Origin of the sequence: Micromonospora sp. M42, from assembly GCF_000568915.1 — a bacterium.
Taxonomy (GTDB): domain Bacteria; phylum Actinomycetota; class Actinomycetes; order Mycobacteriales; family Micromonosporaceae; genus Micromonospora; species Micromonospora chalcea.
Genome location: NZ_KK037233.1, coordinates 412,635 through 429,594, shown reverse-complemented (window position 1 = coordinate 429,594; position 16,960 = coordinate 412,635). Strand labels below are relative to the sequence as shown.

10 protein-coding genes and 1 pseudogene are annotated in these 16,960 nt (G+C 72.3%); 3 read left to right on the top strand and 8 right to left on the bottom strand.

Translation table 11 applies throughout. The annotated features are described in order from the left end of the window. Positions 1 to 117 precede the first annotated feature (117 nt). Complete coding sequence (locus MCBG_RS01570) at positions 118 to 1,773, top strand: glycoside hydrolase family 27 protein (protein ID WP_043323304.1); 1,656 nt, start codon at positions 118 to 120, stop codon at positions 1,771 to 1,773. A 59-nt stretch (positions 1,774 to 1,832) separates the two neighbouring features. On the opposite strand, the gene mmsB is transcribed toward MCBG_RS01570, so the two are convergent. The 7 genes and pseudogenes from mmsB to rph form a co-directional block, all read right to left on the bottom strand. Next, complete coding sequence (mmsB, locus tag MCBG_RS01565; RefSeq protein ID WP_043323303.1) at positions 1,833 to 3,080, bottom strand: multiple monosaccharide ABC transporter permease; 1,248 nt, start codon at positions 3,078 to 3,080, stop codon at positions 1,833 to 1,835. Beyond that, the gene (gene mmsA, locus MCBG_RS01560) at positions 3,077 to 4,615 is read right to left on the bottom strand and encodes a multiple monosaccharide ABC transporter ATP-binding protein (protein WP_043323301.1); all 1,539 of its coding nucleotides are present in this window, start codon (positions 4,613 to 4,615) and stop codon (positions 3,077 to 3,079) included. The genes mmsB and mmsA overlap by 4 nt, the downstream gene beginning before the upstream one ends. 83 nt (positions 4,616 to 4,698) lie before the next feature. Next, on the bottom strand, positions 4,699 to 5,838 hold the full coding sequence (chvE, locus tag MCBG_RS01555) for a multiple monosaccharide ABC transporter substrate-binding protein (RefSeq protein WP_043323299.1): 1,140 nt from the start codon (positions 5,836 to 5,838) through the stop codon (positions 4,699 to 4,701). Between the two features lie 195 nt (positions 5,839 to 6,033). Further along, positions 6,034 to 7,410 (bottom strand): glycoside hydrolase family 10 protein, encoded by a 1,377-nt coding sequence (locus MCBG_RS01550; protein WP_043323298.1) that lies wholly within the window; start codon positions 7,408 to 7,410, stop codon positions 6,034 to 6,036. A gap of 171 nt (positions 7,411 to 7,581) precedes the next feature. Next, positions 7,582 to 8,676, bottom strand: a complete 1,095-nt coding sequence (locus tag MCBG_RS01545; protein ID WP_043323296.1) for an oxidoreductase — start codon at positions 8,674 to 8,676, stop codon at positions 7,582 to 7,584. A 42-nt stretch (positions 8,677 to 8,718) separates the two neighbouring features. Continuing rightward, on the bottom strand, positions 8,719 to 9,087 hold the full coding sequence (locus MCBG_RS01540) for a MerR family transcriptional regulator (RefSeq protein WP_043323294.1): 369 nt from the start codon (positions 9,085 to 9,087) through the stop codon (positions 8,719 to 8,721). A gap of 48 nt (positions 9,088 to 9,135) precedes the next feature. Then, positions 9,136 to 11,729 (bottom strand): annotated as a pseudogene (rph, locus tag MCBG_RS01535) (rifamycin-inactivating phosphotransferase). Positions 11,730 to 12,040: 311 nt separating this feature from the next. On the opposite strand from rph, the gene MCBG_RS01530 reads away from it, so the two are divergent. Continuing rightward, complete coding sequence (locus MCBG_RS01530) at positions 12,041 to 16,195, top strand: SpoIIE family protein phosphatase (RefSeq protein ID WP_043323292.1); 4,155 nt, start codon at positions 12,041 to 12,043, stop codon at positions 16,193 to 16,195. Then, positions 16,192 to 16,491 carry an STAS domain-containing protein gene (locus tag MCBG_RS01525; protein WP_043323291.1) on the top strand — a complete coding sequence of 100 codons (300 nt, stop codon included), beginning with the start codon at positions 16,192 to 16,194 and terminating at the stop codon, positions 16,489 to 16,491. Before MCBG_RS01530 ends, MCBG_RS01525 begins: the two co-directional genes overlap by 4 nt. A 31-nt stretch (positions 16,492 to 16,522) precedes the next feature. Here the strand turns inward: MCBG_RS01525 and MCBG_RS01520 are convergent. Then, positions 16,523 to 16,960 (bottom strand): universal stress protein (locus MCBG_RS01520; RefSeq protein WP_043323289.1); only part of this gene is annotated, 438 nt, incomplete at its 5' end.

Here is a 16,960-nt window from a genome sequence, read left to right as displayed (position 1 = left end):
TGGTGGAACTGCCGTGCCGCGTCCGTCCCCGTGGACCACGGGCGACGCCGTGCGACCGGCGGGCCGCTCCCTTCCGGGTACCGGCACGGACGGCGCCCGGCCACCGAGGAGGACCCAGTGCGCAGATGGACCCGACGGACGCTCGCCGTCCTGGGTGTCGCGGCGGTGGCGCTCGCAGCCACCGTCACCGACGGGGCAGTCGCCCCACGCCCGGCCCGGGCGCTGGACAACGGCGTCGCCCGTACGCCGCCGATGGGGTGGAACACCTGGAACACGTTCGGCTGCAACATCAACGAGACCCTCATCCAGCAGACCGCCGACGCGATCGTCGCCAACGGACTGCGCGACCTCGGGTACAAGTACGTCGTCGTGGACGACTGCTGGTTCAACCCGAACCGGGACGCGCAGGGCAACCTCCAGGCGCACCCGCAACGGTTCCCCAGCGGGATGAAGGCGCTCGGTGACTACCTGCACGCCCGTGGCCTGCTGTTCGGCATCTACCAGGTGCCGCTGGACAAGACCTGCGCCCAGGTCGGCGGCGCGTTCCCCGGCGCCACCGGCAGCCTCAACCACGAGTACCAGGACGCGCGGCAGTTCGCCGCGTGGGGCGTGGACTACCTCAAGTACGACTGGTGCTCCGGCACCGGGACGATAAACGACCAGGTGGCGCGGTTCGGCATCATGCGCGACGCGCTGGCCTCCACCGGCCGGCCGATCGTCTACAGCATCAACCCCAACAGCTACCACGCCAAGACCGGGCCGCAGCGCAACTGGAGCGACGTGGCGAACCTCTGGCGGACCACCGAGGACATCACCAACGCGTGGAACACCGGCCAGACCAACGGCTACCCGATGGGCATCCAGAACATCGTCGACGTCACGGTGCCCCTGGCCGGGTACGCCGCCCCCGGCGGGTTCAACGACCCGGACATGCTGGAGGTCGGCCGAGGGGGCATGAACGACACCGAGATGCGCAGCCACTTCGCGCTCTGGTCGATGCTGGCGGCGCCGCTGATGATGGGCAACGACGTACGCTCGGCGAACGCGGCCACGCTGGCGATCCTGCGCAACGCCAACCTGGTCGCGATCAACCAGGACACGCTCGGCCGCCAGGCGGTCCAGGTCTCCTTCGACGGCACCCGGCGGGTGCTGGCCAAGCCGCTGGCCAACGGAGACGTGGCGGTCGCCCTGTTCAACCAGGGCAGCTCGACCACCACCGTCTCCACCACGGCGGCGGCGATCGGCAAGAGCGGCAGCTCGTTCACGCTGCGCGACGCCTGGACCGACGCCACCTCCAGCACCAGCGGCACGATCTCCGCCAGCGTCCCGGCCCACGGCACCGTGGTCTACCGGGTCAGCGGCGGCGGCACCACCACCCCGCCACCGGTCCCGACCACGTTCCGGCTGCGCAGCGAGTCGTCCGGCCGGTGCCTCGACGTCGACAACGCCGGCACCGCCAACGGCACCGGCACGCTGATCTGGGACTGCCACAACAACGCCAACCAGCAGTTCACCACCAACGGGCAGGCGTTGCAGGTGCTCGGCAAGTGCCTGGACGTGCCGACGAACGCGACCGCCGGCACCCGGGTGCAGATCTGGGACTGCAACGGCGGCACCAACCAGCAGTGGACCATCAACGGCAACGGCACGGTGAGCAACGGACGCTTCCCGTCGCTGTGCCTGGACGTCGACAACGCGGGCACCGCCAACGGCACCCGGGTGATCGTCTGGACCTGCCACGGCAACACCAACCAACGGTGGAGCCGGGCGTGAGCGGCTGCGGCCGGTGAACGGCGGTCGGCCGGACGAAGGGGCGAGCGTCCGGCCGGCCGTCACCGGGCGCCGGCCGCCCGGCGCTTGTTCCAGATGTCGAACGCCACCGCCACGAGCAGGACGAGACCCTTCACCACCGACTGGACGGACTGGTCGACGCCCATGAGCTGCATCCCGTTGCTCATCACCGCCATGATCAGGCCACCCACCATGGCGCCGACCACGGTGCCGACCCCGCCGGTGACCGCCGCGCCGCCGATGAAGGCGGCCGCGATCGCGTCCAGCTCGAACATGTTGCCGGCGGCCGGCTGGGCGCCGTTGGACCGGGACGAGTAGATCACGCCCGCCACGGCGGACAGGAAGCCCATGTTGACGAAGATCCAGAAGTTGACCCGCTTCACCCGGACGCCGGACAGCATCGCCGCGGGCAGGTTGCCGCCGATCGCGTACACCTGCCGGCCGAACACGGTACGGCGGGTGAGCAGGCCGTAGATCAGCACCAGCACGGCCAGCACGATGAGCACGATCGGCAGGCCGCGGGCGTTGGCGAGCTGCCAGGCGAACCACATGACCACGGCGCCGACCACCACGATCCGCAGGACGAACAGCGGGAACGACTCCACCGGCTGCTCGTGGCGCACCCGGGCGACCCGGGTCCGGAACACGGCCACCGCGTACCCGACGACGGCGAACGCGCCGATGAACAGCGTGAAGGCGTCGTAGCCCTCGCCGCCCAGCAGTCCGTTGAGGAAGCCGGCGGCGACCCGCTGGTACTCCTCGGGGAACGGCGACAGCGAGATGTTGTCCAGCACCCGCAGCGTGAGGCCGCGGAACAGGAGCATGCCGGCCAGGGTGACGATGAAGGCCGGGATCCCGGCGTACGCGACCCAGAGCCCGTGCCACGCGCCGACCGCGACGCCCACCGCGAGCGCGGCCAGCACGCCGGCCCACCAGGGCATGCCCTCCCGGATGACGAGCACCGCGGAGACCGCTCCGGTGAGCGCCACCACCGATCCCACGGACAGGTCGATGTGGCCGCCGATGATCACGATGACCATGCCGATCGCGAGCACCAGGATGTAGGAGTACTGGAGCACGATGTTGGTCAGGTTGCCGGGGCTGAGCGAGACACCGTCGGTGAGCACCGCGAACAGCGCGACGATCACCACCAGGGCGATGTAGATGCCGCTCTGCCGCAGGTTGCCGAGGATCAGCGTGCGCGGGTCGCTGGTGCCGGTGTGCAGGCTCGCGGCCGCGCCGGTGTCGGGCGCGGCGACCTTCTGGGGCGTGGGCTTCGTGCTGGTCATCGGACGAGATCCCTGTCCTTGGTCATGAGTTCCATCAGGTTCTCCTGGGTGGCCTCGCGCACCGGCATCTCCCCGGTGATCCGGCCGGCCGCGAGGGTGTAGACGCGGTCGCACATGCCGAGCAGCTCGGGCAGTTCGGAGGAGATGAGGACCACCGCCTTGCCCTCGGCCACCAGCCGGTTGACGATCGTGTAGATCTCGAACTTCGCGCCGACGTCGATGCCCCGGGTCGGCTCGTCGAGGATCAGCACGTCCGGGTCGGTGAACAGCCACTTCGCCAGCACGACCTTCTGCTGGTTGCCGCCGGAGAGCTTGCCCACCACCGACATCACGGTCGGGGCCTTGATGTTCATGTCGCGCCGTCCCCGCTCGGCGACCTGGATCTCCCGGTTGCCGTCGATCCAGCCGTTGCGGGCGAGCTTGTCGAGCGCGGCGGCCGAGATGTTGCCCCGGACGTCGTCGATGAGGTTGAGGCCGTAGTGCTTGCGGTCCTCGGTGGCGTACGCGATGCCGTTGGCGATCGCCTCGGCCACCGTGCGCGCCCGCACCTCGCGGCCCTTGACGTACAGACGGCCGCTGATGTCGCGGCCGTAGGCGCGGCCGAACACGCTCATCGCCAGCTCGGTGCGCCCGGCGCCCATCAGGCCGGCGATGCCGACGACCTCACCGGCGCGCACGTGCAGCGAGGCCCGGTCGACCACCAGGCGGTCCTGTGTCGGGTGCCGCACCGTCCAGTCCTCGATCCGCAGCACCTCCTCGCCGGGGGTGACGTCGCGGGTCGGGTAGAAGGTGGCCAGGTCGCGCCCGACCATGCCGCGGATGATCCGGTCCTGGGTCGCGCCGCCGTCGGCCATGTCGAGCGTCTCGACGGTACGGCCGTCGCGGATGACGGTGGTCGAGTCGGCGATCGCCGTGATCTCACCCAGCTTGTGCGAGATCATGATGCAGGTGATGCCCTGGCCGCGGAGGCTGCGCATCAGGTCGAGCAGGTGCGCCGAGTCGACGTCGTTGAGCGCCGCTGTGGGCTCGTCGAGGATCAGCAGCCGCACCTTCTTGGACAGCGCCTTGGCGATCTCCACCAGCTGCTGCTTGCCGACGCCCAGCTGGATGACCGGGGTGACCGGGTTCTCGTGCAGCCCGACCGACCGCAGCAGCGCCGCGGCCTCGGCGTTGGTGCGGTGCCAGTCGATGAGCCCGCCGCGGCCCCGGCGCTCGTTACCGAGGAAGATGTTCTCGGCGATCGACAGGTACGGCACCAACGCGAGTTCCTGGTGGATGATGACGATGCCGCGCGCTTCGCTGTCCTGGATGCCCCGGAAGCCGACCGGCTCGCCGTCCAAGACGATCTGGCCGTCGTAGCTGCCCGCCGGGTAGACCCCGGACAGCACCTTCATCAGGGTGGACTTGCCGGCGCCGTTCTCGCCGCAGATCGCGTGGATCTCGCCGCGCCGTACGGCGAGCGAGACGTCCTGCAGCGCGGTGACCCCGGGGAAGGTCTTCGTGATGCCACGCATCTCGAGGATGTGGTCGCTCATGGGTATCCGTCCTGCTCGTGGTCGTGGTGTCCGGAGCGGGGCGGGCCCGGTGGCGTACCGCGCCACCGGGCCCGCCGGCCGGATCAGCCGGCTCGGCCGGCGGCGACCTCCTGCTCGGTCAGGTAACCGGAGTCGATCAGGACGGACTTGATGTCCTCCTTGTAGACCGTCTGGACCGGCAGCAGGAACGCGGGCACGACCTTGACGCCGTTGTTGTACGCCTTGGTCTCGTTGGCCTTCGGCTCCTCCTTGCGCAGGAACGCCTCGGCGGCGATCACCGCCTGCTCGGCCAGCAGCCGGGTGTCCTTGAACACGGTGGAGCTCTGCACGCCGTCGTTGATGAGCTTGACGGACGCGACCTCGGCGTCCTGCCCGGTCACCACCGGCATCTTCTTGGCGCCGCCGCGGTAACCGGCGTTCTGCAGGGCGGTGATGATGCCCCGGGAGAGGCCGTCGAAGGGCGACAGCACGCCGTCGACCTTGCTGCCGTCGTTGTAGCTGGAGGTGAGCAGGTCCTCCATCCGCTTCTGCGCGGTCTCCTGCTGCCAGCGCAGGATGGCGGCCTGCTCGATCTTGGTCTGCCCCGACTTGACCTTCAGCGTCCCGGCGTCGAAGTACGGCTTGAGCGTGTCCATCGCGCCGTTGAAGAAGAAGCCGGCGTTGTTGTCGTCGAGCGAGCCGGCGAACAGCTCCACGTTGAACGGGCCGGTCGCGGCGCCCTTGGACCCGTCCTTGTTGAGCAGGCCGAGGCCGACCAGGAGCGCGTTGGCCTGGGCCACGCCCACCTTGTAGTTGTCGAAGCTGACGTAGAAGCTGACGTTGGGGCTGTTACGGATGAGCCGGTCGTAGGAGATGACCGGGATCTTCGCGGCCGCGGCGGCCTGGAGCTGGCCGCTGAGCGCGGTGCCGTCGATCGGGGCGATGACCAGCACGTCCGCGCCCTGGGTGATCATCTGGTCGATCTGCTGCGACTGGGTGGGGATGTCGTCCCCGGCGTACTGCAGGTCGACCTTGTAGCCCTTGGCCTGCAACTTCTCCTTCACCGAGTTGCCGTCGGCGATCCACCGTTCCGAGGTCTGGGTCGGCATCGAGACGCCGATCGTCAGGTCGCCGGGCTTGGCGGAGCTGGTGTCCGAGCCGCCTCCGGCGCCCTCGCCGCTGCACGCGGCCAGGCTGATCGCGAGCGCGGCGCCGCTGACTGCGGCCAGGATTCGTCTGCGCACGAGCGTCCTCTCCCCTCCGTGGGCCCCTGTGACACAGGTAACCGTCACGGCGAGTGTTAACGCTCACAAGTTGCCCCGTCAACCAATCGCGCGAAATGTGCATGTCTCTTTCTTGTAACAGAGACGGCGCTCCAGGTAGGACGCGACCGGACGTCGCGGGGGCGGCACGTCGTACCGCCCCCGCGACGCCTGCGCTCAGGAGGCGGAGCAGGTGGGCGTCATGCCCGATCCGCTTCCGTTGCCCTGGAACCCGAACTCGGCGCTCTGGCCGGCGCCGAGCTGGCCGTTGTAGTCGACGTTCGTGAACCGCACCGTGCCGCTGTTACCGCTCGCGGTGGCGCTCCAGGTGTTTGTGACGCTCGCGCCGCCCGGCAGCGTCATGGTGACGGTCCATCCCCGGGTGCCCGACGAGCCCGCTGTCACCTTCACGTTGGCGACGAAGCCACCGGTCCAGGAGTTCAGCGTCACCGAGGCCGTACACCCGCCCTGACCCGGCGGTGGCGTGGTCGGATTGTTGGGCGGCGGGGTGGTCGGGTTGTTCGGCGGCGGGGTGGTGGTCGGCGGCGGGTTGTTGGTGCCGGAGTTCAGCGCGTCGAGCACCGCGTTGTACGCCGCCTTCTTGTTGCCGGAACAGTCGAACAGCAGCGCGTTGTCCGAGCCGCGCCACGAGTCGCAGTCCCGCACGCCCCACACCGTGATGCCGGCGCAGCGCGACACCGCCAGGCAGGCCCGGGTGACGGCGGCGTAGATGTTCGCCTGGTTGCCGCCGGTCATCACGTCCAGCTCGGTGATCTGGACCTCCACGCCCAGGTCCGCGAAGCGCTGAAGATTGGCCTGGTAGTCACCGGGGATCGTGGTGCCCAGGTGCGACTGGAAGCCGACGCAGTCGATCGGCACGCCACGCGACTTGAAGTCGCGCACCATGTTGTAGATGCCGGTCGACTTCGCGTTGATGCCGTCGGTGTTGTAGTCGTTGTAGCAGAGCTTCGCGCCCGGGTCGGCGGCGCGGGCGGCCCGGAACGCGGCCTCGATCCAGTCGTTGCCGGTGCGCTGCAGGTTCGAGTCACGGCGCCCGCCGCTGCCGCCGTCGGCGAACGCCTCGTTCACCACGTCCCAGGCGTAGATCTGCCCCCGGAAGTGGGTGGCGACCTGGGTGACGTGATTGATCGCGGCGTTGCGCAGCGCACTGCCGGACAGACCCTGCGCCCACGACGGCTGCTGCTGGTGCCAGAGCAGCGCGTGCCCGCGCACCGACATCCCGTTCGCGCGGGCGTGACTGACCAGCCGGTCGCCACCGCTGTAGTTGAACCGCCCCTGCTGCGGCTCGGTGGCGTCCCACTTCATCTCGTTCTCGGCCACCACGGAGTTGAACTCGCGGTTGAGCACCGTGGCGTACGTGTTGTCGGACAGCTTGTTGGTGGCGACCGCGGCGCCGAAGTAGCGGCCCTTCTCGGCCGCCGCCGCGCGCAGCGTGGTGCCGGCGCTCGCGGCCGGCGCCAGGGCCACCGCCATGCCGGCGGCGAGCGCGCCGGCCAGGATGCCGGTGGTCAGCAAGGCTCTCTTTCGTCTCATGCGGATTCCTCTTCCGGGGGTTACGCGATGGTGGTGGTGCGACTCCCCCGACTCCGCGTCCGGTGACGGTGTCGGGGTACGACCAGCGCGGCTCGCCCGGTGAGCCTTGCGGCGCTCATGCCCTGCCATCGACTGTGAGCGATAACATCCCCCGGCGTCAACCCCTGGCGCCTACGGATAGACGTCCTCGTGCGCCTTGCGGTAGTCGACGATCTCGTCCAGCCGGCCGGCCGCGGCGTGCGTCACCCAGGCCGGGTTGCCGAGCAGCGCGCGGCCCAGCGCGACCAGGTCAAACTCCCCGTCCGCCAGCCGCGCGGCCAGGCCCGCCACCGACTCCGGGCCGCCCGCGCGCAGGAAGTCCCGGCGCAGCCCGACCGAGCCGACAGTGATCGACGGCAGACCGGTGAGACGCTTCGCCCAGCCGGCCAGGTTCAGCGGCGAGCCGGGGAACGCCGGCTCCCAGAAGCGACGCTGCGAGGCGTGCAGCACGTCCGCGCCGGCCTCGGCGAACGCGCCGAGGATCCGCGCCAGCTCGGCCGGGGTCTCGGCGATCCGCGCGTCGAACGCCCGCTCCTTGAACTGGGAGAACCGCACGATCACCGGCCGGTGTGCCGGGACCTGCTCGCGCACCGCGCGGACCACGGCCGCCGGGAACGCCGCCCGCCGCGCCGGGGAGCCACCGAACGCGTCGGTCCGGCGGTTCGTGTACGGCCACAGGAACTCGTCCAGCAGGTAACCGTGCGCGGCGTGGATCTCGACCGCGTCGAACCCGGCCCGGACCGCCACCCCTGCCGCGTCCGCGTACGCCGCCAGCAGGACGTCCGCGTCGGCGGCGGTCATCGCGTGCGGCGCGGGGCGGCCCGGCTCGCGTACCCCCGAGGGGGTCCACGCCGGAGCGCCGTCCACCGGCTCGCGCAGGCTGCCCAGGTGCCACAGCTGCGCGGCGATCCAGCCGCCGGCGGCGTGCACAGCCTCGACCACGCCGCGCCAGCCGGCCTCGGCCGCGCCGGGAGTCATCCGTGGCACGGTGTCCTCGTGGCCGGCGCTGGGATGGTCCACCAGCACGCCCTCGGTGACGATCAGGCCGACACCCGCCGCGGCGCGGCGCCGGTAGTACTCGGCCATCTCCGGCGTCGGCACGCCGCCCGGCGCGCGGTTGCGGGTCATCGGCGCCATCACGAAGCGGGACGGCAACGACAGGCCGGCGACGGTGACCGGCTCCAGCAGCGGCGTCACCGGCGATGCGGTGTCCAGTGTCGCGTTCATGCCCCGACGCTAGGAGTTGACACCGGTGTCAAGGGCAAGCGCTCAGGCGGCCGGATCCCGGGTGTCCTCGGTCACTGTCATGTCGGCCACCACGTCGTCGAGCACCGCGACGGCGTGCGCGAGCCGTGCCATCTCGGCGGTCATCCGGGCCCGCTCCTCGCGCAGCCTTTCGGTCAGCCACGAGGTGCGGATCTCCGGGTCGGTCACGCAGGGCAGCAGCTCGGCCATCCGGCGACTGCTCAGCCCGGCGTCGAACAGCCGCTGGATGAGCCGGACCCGGTCCACCGCCGACTCGGCGAAGACCCGCTGGCCGCTCGGTGTGCGCAGGGCGGCGAGCAGGCCCTGCTGCTCGTAGTACCGGATGGACCGGGCGCTGACCCCGGTACGCGCCGACAGCTCCCCGATCCGCATCGCGCCTCCCCGCTCGCCGGACCTCCATCATCGAGCATGCCGCGCCGGTCAGGACAGCAGCTCGACGTACCCGTCGGTGCCGTGCACGCGGATCCGCCCGCCGTCGGGGATCAGCCGGGTCGCGTCCGGCACCGCCACCACCGCGGGCAGGCCGTACTCGCGGGCGATCACCGCGCCGTGCGTCATCAGGCCGCCGATCTCCGTCACCAGTCCGGCGACTGCGACGAACAGCGGCGTCCAGCTCGGGTCGGTGTACGCGGTGACGAGGATGTCGCCCGGCTCCACGTCGGCCCGGGTCAGGTCCGTCACGACCCGCGCCCGCCCCTCGACCACGCCGGCCGAGACCGCCAGCCCGGCCAGGGCGCCCGGCGGCACGTCGTCGCGCCGGTACGAGCCGTCGAGGGCCTCGCCGTCGGAGGTGAGCACCCGGGGCGGGGTGAGCGCCTGATGCGCCCGGAACTCCCCGCGGCGCCGCCGGATCAGCCCGGCGTCGGCCCGCCCGGTGGCCGCGACCTCGCGGAACTCGTCGAAGGTGAGGAAGAAGACGTCCTCCGGACCGGCGAGCACACCGGCGCGCGCCAGCCGGCCGGCCTCGGCCGTCAGCGCCTGCTTGTAGACGGCGTAGCGGCTCACGATGTCGTACTTCGGGTACTCGCGGTAGCCGGCGAACGTGCGTACCCGGTCGATCATGCGTTGCGTCTCGGCGGCCTTGCGCTCACCGTCGGGCAGCGCGCGCAGGCGGTCCAGCACCTCCCGGGCCTTCGCCTCGGCCCGCTCCCGGCCCTGGGCGAAGCGGCGCGCGGCGGCGCCCGGGGTGAAGGTGCGGACGTTGTCCAGGATCAGCGGCACGAGCGTGGCCGGGCGCTCGCTCCACCGTGGCCGGGTGATGTCGATCTCGCCGACGCAGCGCATGCCGTACCGGTCCAGGTAGTCCTCGACGGCCGCGCGCGCCTGCGCGCCGCCGGGCAGTTTCGGCAGCTCGTCCAGGAACCCGTCGCCGGCGTGGTCGCGCAGGAACGCCACCACCTCGGGGTACGGCCGGATCACGTCGGCCACGTCGAGCAGCGCCAGCCCCATCTCGGCGGTGACGTTGCCGGGCGCGGACAGCGTGAGCGTGTCGGCGGCGTCGCGTTCGCCGAGCCACTCCCCCAGCTTGTCGTTGAGCCACCAGGCGGCCTGCATCCCGGCCATGATCACCTGGGCGCTCACCGGATCGGTGAGCACCCGCTTGTGCTCGGCGAACGCCTCGATCAGGAAGTCGAACAGCTCCGGTCCGCTGCGGCCCTCGATGTCGCGGCGCAGGGCGGCGAGGGACTCCCGGCTGCGCGCGACGAGGCCGGTGACGATCGCCGGATCGGTGTCGATCGGCGGTGGCGGCCCATCCGCGGGCGGGCCGGCCGGGGCCGGGTCCGGCGCGGCCGGTACGACGTCGCGGGCGAGGACCGTCTCCAGCGCGTCCCGGGTGAGCGGGTCGGCCCGGCCGATCATGCCCAGGAACGCGGTACGGCCCGCCGGGGTGGCCAGGTGCGGTGTGGCGTCGACGAACAGCCGGCCGCCCGCCTCGTGCATCGGCGCCATGGCGGTCAGCCGCCACATCGACAGGCCCAGCGGCTTCATCGCGTCGGTCATCATCTGCTGGTGGCCGACCGACAGGTAGACGTGGAACGTCCCGTCGGCGGCGGCAGCCGGCACCGGGAACAGCGTGGTGATCGGCCGGCTCTGCAGGATGTGGACGTCGTCCCCGGTCACTGCCCACTCGACGTCCTGCGGGCAGCCGAAGTACGCCTCGATCCGCCGGCCCAGCGCGGCGAGGCGTACCGCCTGCGCGTCGGTCAGCGCCGGCTGGGCCTGCCGCGCCGGGTCGACGGGCGCCTGCCGGGTGCCGCCGCCGGGCGCCGCGTGCACCGCCCGTGACTTCGCGCCGATCCGCCGGCCGACGACAGCGCCGTCGCGCACCGTGAACACGTCCGGGTTCACCAGGCCGGAGACCAGGGCCTCGCCCAGCCCGAAGCCCGCCTCCACCGAGACCACCCGCCGGTCGCCGGTGACCGGGTCGGCGGTGAACAGAACCCCGGCGGCGTCCGGGAAGACCATCCGCTGCACCACCACCGCCATGTCCACGGCGCGGTCGTCGATGCCGTGGCGCCGCCGGTAGGTCACCGCCCGGTCGGTGAACAGCGAGGCCCAGCAGCGGCTGACGTGCCGCAGCACCTCGGCCGTGCCGACCACGTTGAGGTAGGTGTCCTGCTGGCCGGCGAACGAGGCATCGGCAGGTCCTCCGCGGTAGCGCTGGAGCGCACCGCGTACGCGGCGTCCGCCCCGAGCGCGGCCAGCGCGGCGGTGACCGCCGCCGCGACGTCGCCGGGCAGGGCGGTCCGCTCGACGGCGCGACGGACCTCGGCGGCGGCCGTGCGCAGCGCCGCCGGGTCGTCCGCGTCCGCGCGGGCCAGCCGGTCCAGCGGGCCGGCCAGCGCCGGCGTCCGCGCCACCAGCCGGAAGGCGTCCGTCGTCACGCAGAAACCCCTGGGTAAGCGCACCCCGTCGATCCGCGTCAGCGCCCCCAGGTGCGCGCCCTTGCCGCCGACCGCGGCGATCCGCGCCTCGTCCACCTCGTGCAGTTGCCACACGTACCGTCCGGTCATGCCGTGCCCCCGTTTTCGCAGCTCAACCCGCATCGGCCGATGATTCTGCGGCATCACCGGGGCCTTGCGGCAAGACCCGGGGTGCGATATACATTGATAGTGGCAAGGAGATCGGTCTCCTTGCCTTTCGTTATGCCGCAGCCTTTCGTTTTGCCGCACCACGAACCCCTGCCCTGACCCGCCGCCGTCACGTGAGTCAGATCTCCCCGCCCCGGGTGGAGTGCCGGGGGCGCGACGGGGCAAGAAGCGATCACGAGGCCGCGACGCGGCCCGGACGAGCGGGATCGGACGGGGTGGGGGAGACTCGGGCGATGAGCGGCGCTGACACCGACCCGCGTACGCGCGCCGACGTCTTCGCCGCCGACGGTGAGATCGGGCCGGACCTGGCCCGCGTCGACTGGTCCGCGCACCCGCTCGGGCCGCCGGACACGTGGCCGCAGAGCCTGCGGACCTCGGTGCGGATCCTGCTGTCCTCCCGGTTCCCGATGTGGATGGCCTGGGGACCGCAGCTGACGTTCTTCTGCAACGCCGCATACCGGCGGGACACGCTCGGCCGCAAGTACCCCTGGGCGCTGGGCCGCCCGGCGAACGAGGTGTGGACCGAGATCTGGGACGACATCGGTCCCCGCGTCGACACCGTGCTGCGCACCGGCGAGGCGACCTGGGACGAGGGGCTGCTGCTGTTCCTGGAGCGGGCCGGCTACCGGGAGGAGACGTACCACACGTTCTCCTACAGCCCGCTGCGCGACGACGACGGCAGCCTCGTCGGGATGCTCTGCGTGGTCAGCGAGGACACCGAGCGGGTCATCGGCGAGCGGCGGATGGCCACGCTGCGCGACCTCGGCTCGGACCCGAGCGTCATCCGCACCGAGCAGGAGACGCTCACGTTCGTCAGCCGCCAGCTGGCCCGCAACCCGCAGGACCTGCCGTTCACGCTCACCTACCTGTACGACCAGGACGGCGACGCCCGGCTGGCGGAGGCGACCGGGCTGCCGGCCGGTCACCCGGCGGCCCCGGCCACGCTATCCCTCACCGACCCCGCCGCCCCGTGGCCGGCCGGCGCCCTCACCGAGGGCGACCCGGTACGGGTGACGCTCGACGGCCCGGCCTTCGCGGACCTGCCCGCGGGTGTCTGGCCCGCCCCGCCGGCCGAGGCCCTGCTGGTGCCGCTACGGCAGCAGGGCGGCGCGCCGTACGGGTTCCTGGTGGCGGGACTCAACCGCTACCGGGCGCTGGACGACGGCTACCGCGGCTTCGTGGAGCTGACCGCCGGGCACCTGGCGACCGGAATCGCGAGCGCCCGCAGCTACCAGGCGCAGCAGCGGCGGGCCGAGGAGCTCGCCGAACTGGACCGCGCCAAGACCGCCTTCTTCTCCAACATCAGTCACGAGTTCCGCACCCCGCTCACGTTGATCATGGGGCCGGTGGACGAGCTGCGCGGCCGGCTGCACGACGCCGACGAGCGGGTCCGCACGGAGCTGGACGTCATCCGCCGCAACGGGCTGCGCCTGGGCAAGCTGGTAAACAGCCTGCTCGACTTCTCCCGCATCGAGGCGGGCCGGATGCAGGCCCGCTACGAGCCGGTGGATCTGGCCGCGGTGACCGCCGACCTGGCCAGCGTCTTCCGGTCGGCGATCGAGCGCGCCGGCCTCTCCTTCGAGGTCGACTGCGCGCCCCTGCCCGAGCCGGTGCACGTGGATCGGGGCATGTGGGAGAAGGTGGTGCTCAACCTGCTCAGCAACGCGCTGAAGTTCACCTTCGACGGGACGGTGCGGGTGCGGATGGACGCCGAGCACGGGATGGCCGTGCTGCGGATCTCCGACACCGGCATCGGCGTCCCGGCCGAGGAGATGCCGCGCCTGTTCGAGCGGTTCCACCGCATCGAGAACGCCCGGTCCCGCTCCGGCGAGGGCAGCGGCATCGGCCTCGCCCTGGTCAAGGAACTGGTCTCGCTGCACGGCGGCGACATCGACGCGGACAGCACTGTGGGCCGCGGCACCACCTTCACCGTCCGGTTGCCGTTCGGCGCCGCCCACCTGCCCGCCGACGCGCTCACCCCGGCCGGCGCCGGCCGGGCGCCCGGGTCGGCCGAGCCGTTCGTGCAGGAGGCGCTGCGCTGGCTGCCCGCCGACCCGGGCGCCGTCGTCGGCGAGGACGGGCCCGCCGCCACGGACGGCCCGGTGCATCCGCTGCCCGGCGGCGCGCCGGCCCGCGTCCTGGTGGCCGACGACAACGCCGACATGCGGGAGTACCTCACCCGGCTGCTGCGCTCCGCCGGACACGAGGTGCACACGGTCGCCGACGGGCGTGCCGCGCTGGACGCCGCCCGCGCGCAGACGCCCGACCTGGTGGTCAGCGACGTGATGATGCCCCGGCTCGACGGCCTGCAACTGGTGGCCGCGTTGCGCGCCGATCCCCGTACGGCCGGCACCCCGGTGCTGCTGCTGTCCGCCCGCGCCGGCCAGGAGGCCTCGATCGAAGGGCTGGAGGCCGGCGCCGACGACTACCTGGTCAAGCCGTTCCCGGCCGCCGAGCTGCTGGCCCGCGTACGCGCCAACGTGGAGCTGGCGCGGCTGCGCAACCACCACGCGCGCTGGCGCACCGCGCTCGTCGACTCGCTGCAGGAGGCGTTCTTCGTCTGCGACGAGGACGGTGCCGTAGTCGAGATCAACGCGGCGTTCACCGACGTCCTCGGCTACGGGACCGAGGGCCTGCCCTATCCGCCGGTACAGCCGTGGTGGCCGGACCAGGAGGCCGAACCGGACGCGCACCGTCAGGTGGCCGCCGCGTTCTCGAGGCTGGTCGGCCAGTCCCGCGGCACCTACACCGTGCCGGTGACCCATCGCGACGGGCACCGGATCTGGATCTCTGCCGCGTTCAACCAGGTGGACGACCCGGACAGCGGCCGGCGGATGATCGTGGGCACGTTCCGTGACGTCACCGCCGAGCACTACGCGGTCCAGCGGGAGACCGCCCTGGCCGGGCTCGGCATGCGCCTGTCCCGGGCCGACGACCTCGCCGACGCGCTGCACGGCGTGCTGGACGAGCTGCGCAAGCTGTGGCGGGCCGCGGGCGTGCTCACCGCCGTCTTCGGTGACCTGCCCACCCCCGACGTGACCGGCACCGACCCGGCGGCCCGGTGGGCGACGCTGCCCGCCAAACGCCGGCAGGCGTTGCTCGCGCTGCGCGACACCCCGCTGCTGACGCCGGTGGCGACACGCCGACACGGCGCCGGGATCGCAGTCGAGCACCCGCACGGCACCATGGCGCTCTGGATCGACCTGGGCGAGAAGCGGCCCTTCACCGAGCAGGACCAGACCCTGCTGGCGCTGCTGGCCGGCCACATCGGTCAGGGGCTGCACCGGGTGCACCAGATCGACCAGCAGCGGGAGACCGCGCTGGCCCTGCAACGGGCGATCCTCGGCCCGGCGCAACTGCCCGCCGGCTTCGCCGTGCGGTACGCCCCCGCCGCGGTGCCGCTGAAGGTCGGCGGCGACTGGTACGACACGGTGGAGCTGCCGGACGGGCGCATCGGCATCGTCGTCGGCGACTGCGTGGGACACGGGCTGCGGGCCGCCACCGTGATGGGGCAGCTGCGCAGCGCGTGCCGCGCCCTGCTGTTGCAGGACCCCAGCCCGGCCCGGACGCTGGCGGCGCTGGACCGGTTCGCCGCGCTGCTTCCCGGCGCGTCCTGCGCCACCGTCTTCTGCGGCGTCCTCGACCCGGTCACCGGCCTCATGCGCTACTCCAGCGCCGGTCACCCGCCGGCCATCGTGGTCGGCGCCGACGGCACTCCCCAGCTCCTGCAGCACGGCCGGTCCCGGCCGCTGGCCGTCCGCGCGGGTGAGGAACGACCGGAGGCGGAGGCCACGGTGCCGCCGCGCGCCACCCTGATGCTCTACACCGACGGTCTGGTGGAACGCCGCCGCCAGCCGATCACCGTCGGCATCGCCCGCGCCACCGACGCCATCCAGCAGGGCCACCACGCGCCGGTGGAGGTGCTCGCCACCGAGATCATGGATCGGCTCACGCCCGACGGCGGCTACCACGACGACGTGGCGCTGCTGCTCTACCGCCATCCCGGGCCGCTGGAGCTGGAGTTCCCGGCCGAGTCGACGCGGCTGGCCGAGGTGCGTACCGCGCTGCGAGGATGGCTGGACCGTTGCGGGCTGGCCCCGGCCCACGCCTACAACATCCTGGTGGCGGCCGGCGAGGCGTGCGCCAACGCGATCGAGCACGGGCACCGCGACAACCCCGGCGGGCGGATCCGGCTGCGCGCCGCCGCCACCGCGAACAACCTGCGCCTGAGCGTGACCGACAGCGGTCACTGGCGGGAGCGCGAGCAACCCCCCGATCCGCACCGCGGCCGGGGGCTCGTGCTCATGCGCGCACTGATGGACAGCATCAGCGTCACCCCGGGAGCGACCGGCACCACCGTCGACATGCAGGCGAGGATCACCGCATGAGCGCGTCCCTGACTCTCACCACGAGCGACCGTCCCGACGGCGTCCGCGTGCTGACCGCCGTCGGCGAGATCGACATGAGCAACGCGTCCTCGTTCGCCGACGCGCTGGCCGAGGGGGTACGGCCCGAGGGCGAACCCCTGGTCGTGGACCTCACGAAGGTCGAGTACCTGGACAGCGCCGGGCTGGCCGCGCTGTTCCCGCACGCCGACCGGATCGCGCTGGTCGCCGGTCCGCTGCTGGAGCCGCTGCTGACCATCTCCGGGCTGGCCGACCTCACCACGGTCCGCCGCGCCTGACGCCGTCGCGGCGTCAGGCGCTGTCGCGGAGTCAGGCGGCGTCGCGGACGATCACCAGCGGCGAGTGGGCGTGGTGCAGCACCGCGTGGCTGACCGAGCCGAGCAGCAGCCCGCCCAACGCGCCGCGGCCGTGCGCCCCGACCACCACCAGCTGGGCGTCCTTCGACTCCTCGACCAGCACCCGGGCCGGGGCACCGCGGATCGACCGCTGCCGCACCGGCACGTCGGGGTAACGCTGCGACCAGCCGGCGACAGACTCGGCGACGACGCGCCGGGACTCCTCGGCGAGCGCCTCCGGGTCGTACACCAGGGGCAGGATGTCGCCGGGGCCCATCGGGGTGGGGTACAGCCAGGCGTGCACCACGATCAGCGAGGCGCCCCGGCGGGCGGCTTCCTCGTACGCGAACCCGACCGCCGCGGTGGACAGCTCGGAGCCGTCCACGCCGACCACGACCGGGCCGTCGGCGCG

Excerpts from the sequence above, each read along its gene's own strand:
- MCBG_RS01525 (WP_043323291.1), top strand. The coding sequence starts at position 16,192 with ATGAGCGCGTCCCTGACTCTCACCACGAGCGACCGTCCCGACGGCGTC.
- MCBG_RS01545 (WP_043323296.1), bottom strand. The coding sequence starts at position 8,676 with ATGAACGCGACACTGGACACCGCATCGCCGGTGACGCCGCTGCTGGAG.
- mmsA (WP_043323301.1), bottom strand. The coding sequence starts at position 4,615 with ATGAGCGACCACATCCTCGAGATGCGTGGCATCACGAAGACCTTCCCC.
- mmsB (WP_043323303.1), bottom strand. The coding sequence starts at position 3,080 with ATGACCAGCACGAAGCCCACGCCCCAGAAGGTCGCCGCGCCCGACACC.
- MCBG_RS01530 (WP_043323292.1), top strand. The coding sequence starts at position 12,041 with ATGAGCGGCGCTGACACCGACCCGCGTACGCGCGCCGACGTCTTCGCC.
- MCBG_RS01540 (WP_043323294.1), bottom strand. The coding sequence starts at position 9,087 with ATGCGGATCGGGGAGCTGTCGGCGCGTACCGGGGTCAGCGCCCGGTCC.
- MCBG_RS01550 (WP_043323298.1), bottom strand. The coding sequence starts at position 7,410 with ATGAGACGAAAGAGAGCCTTGCTGACCACCGGCATCCTGGCCGGCGCG.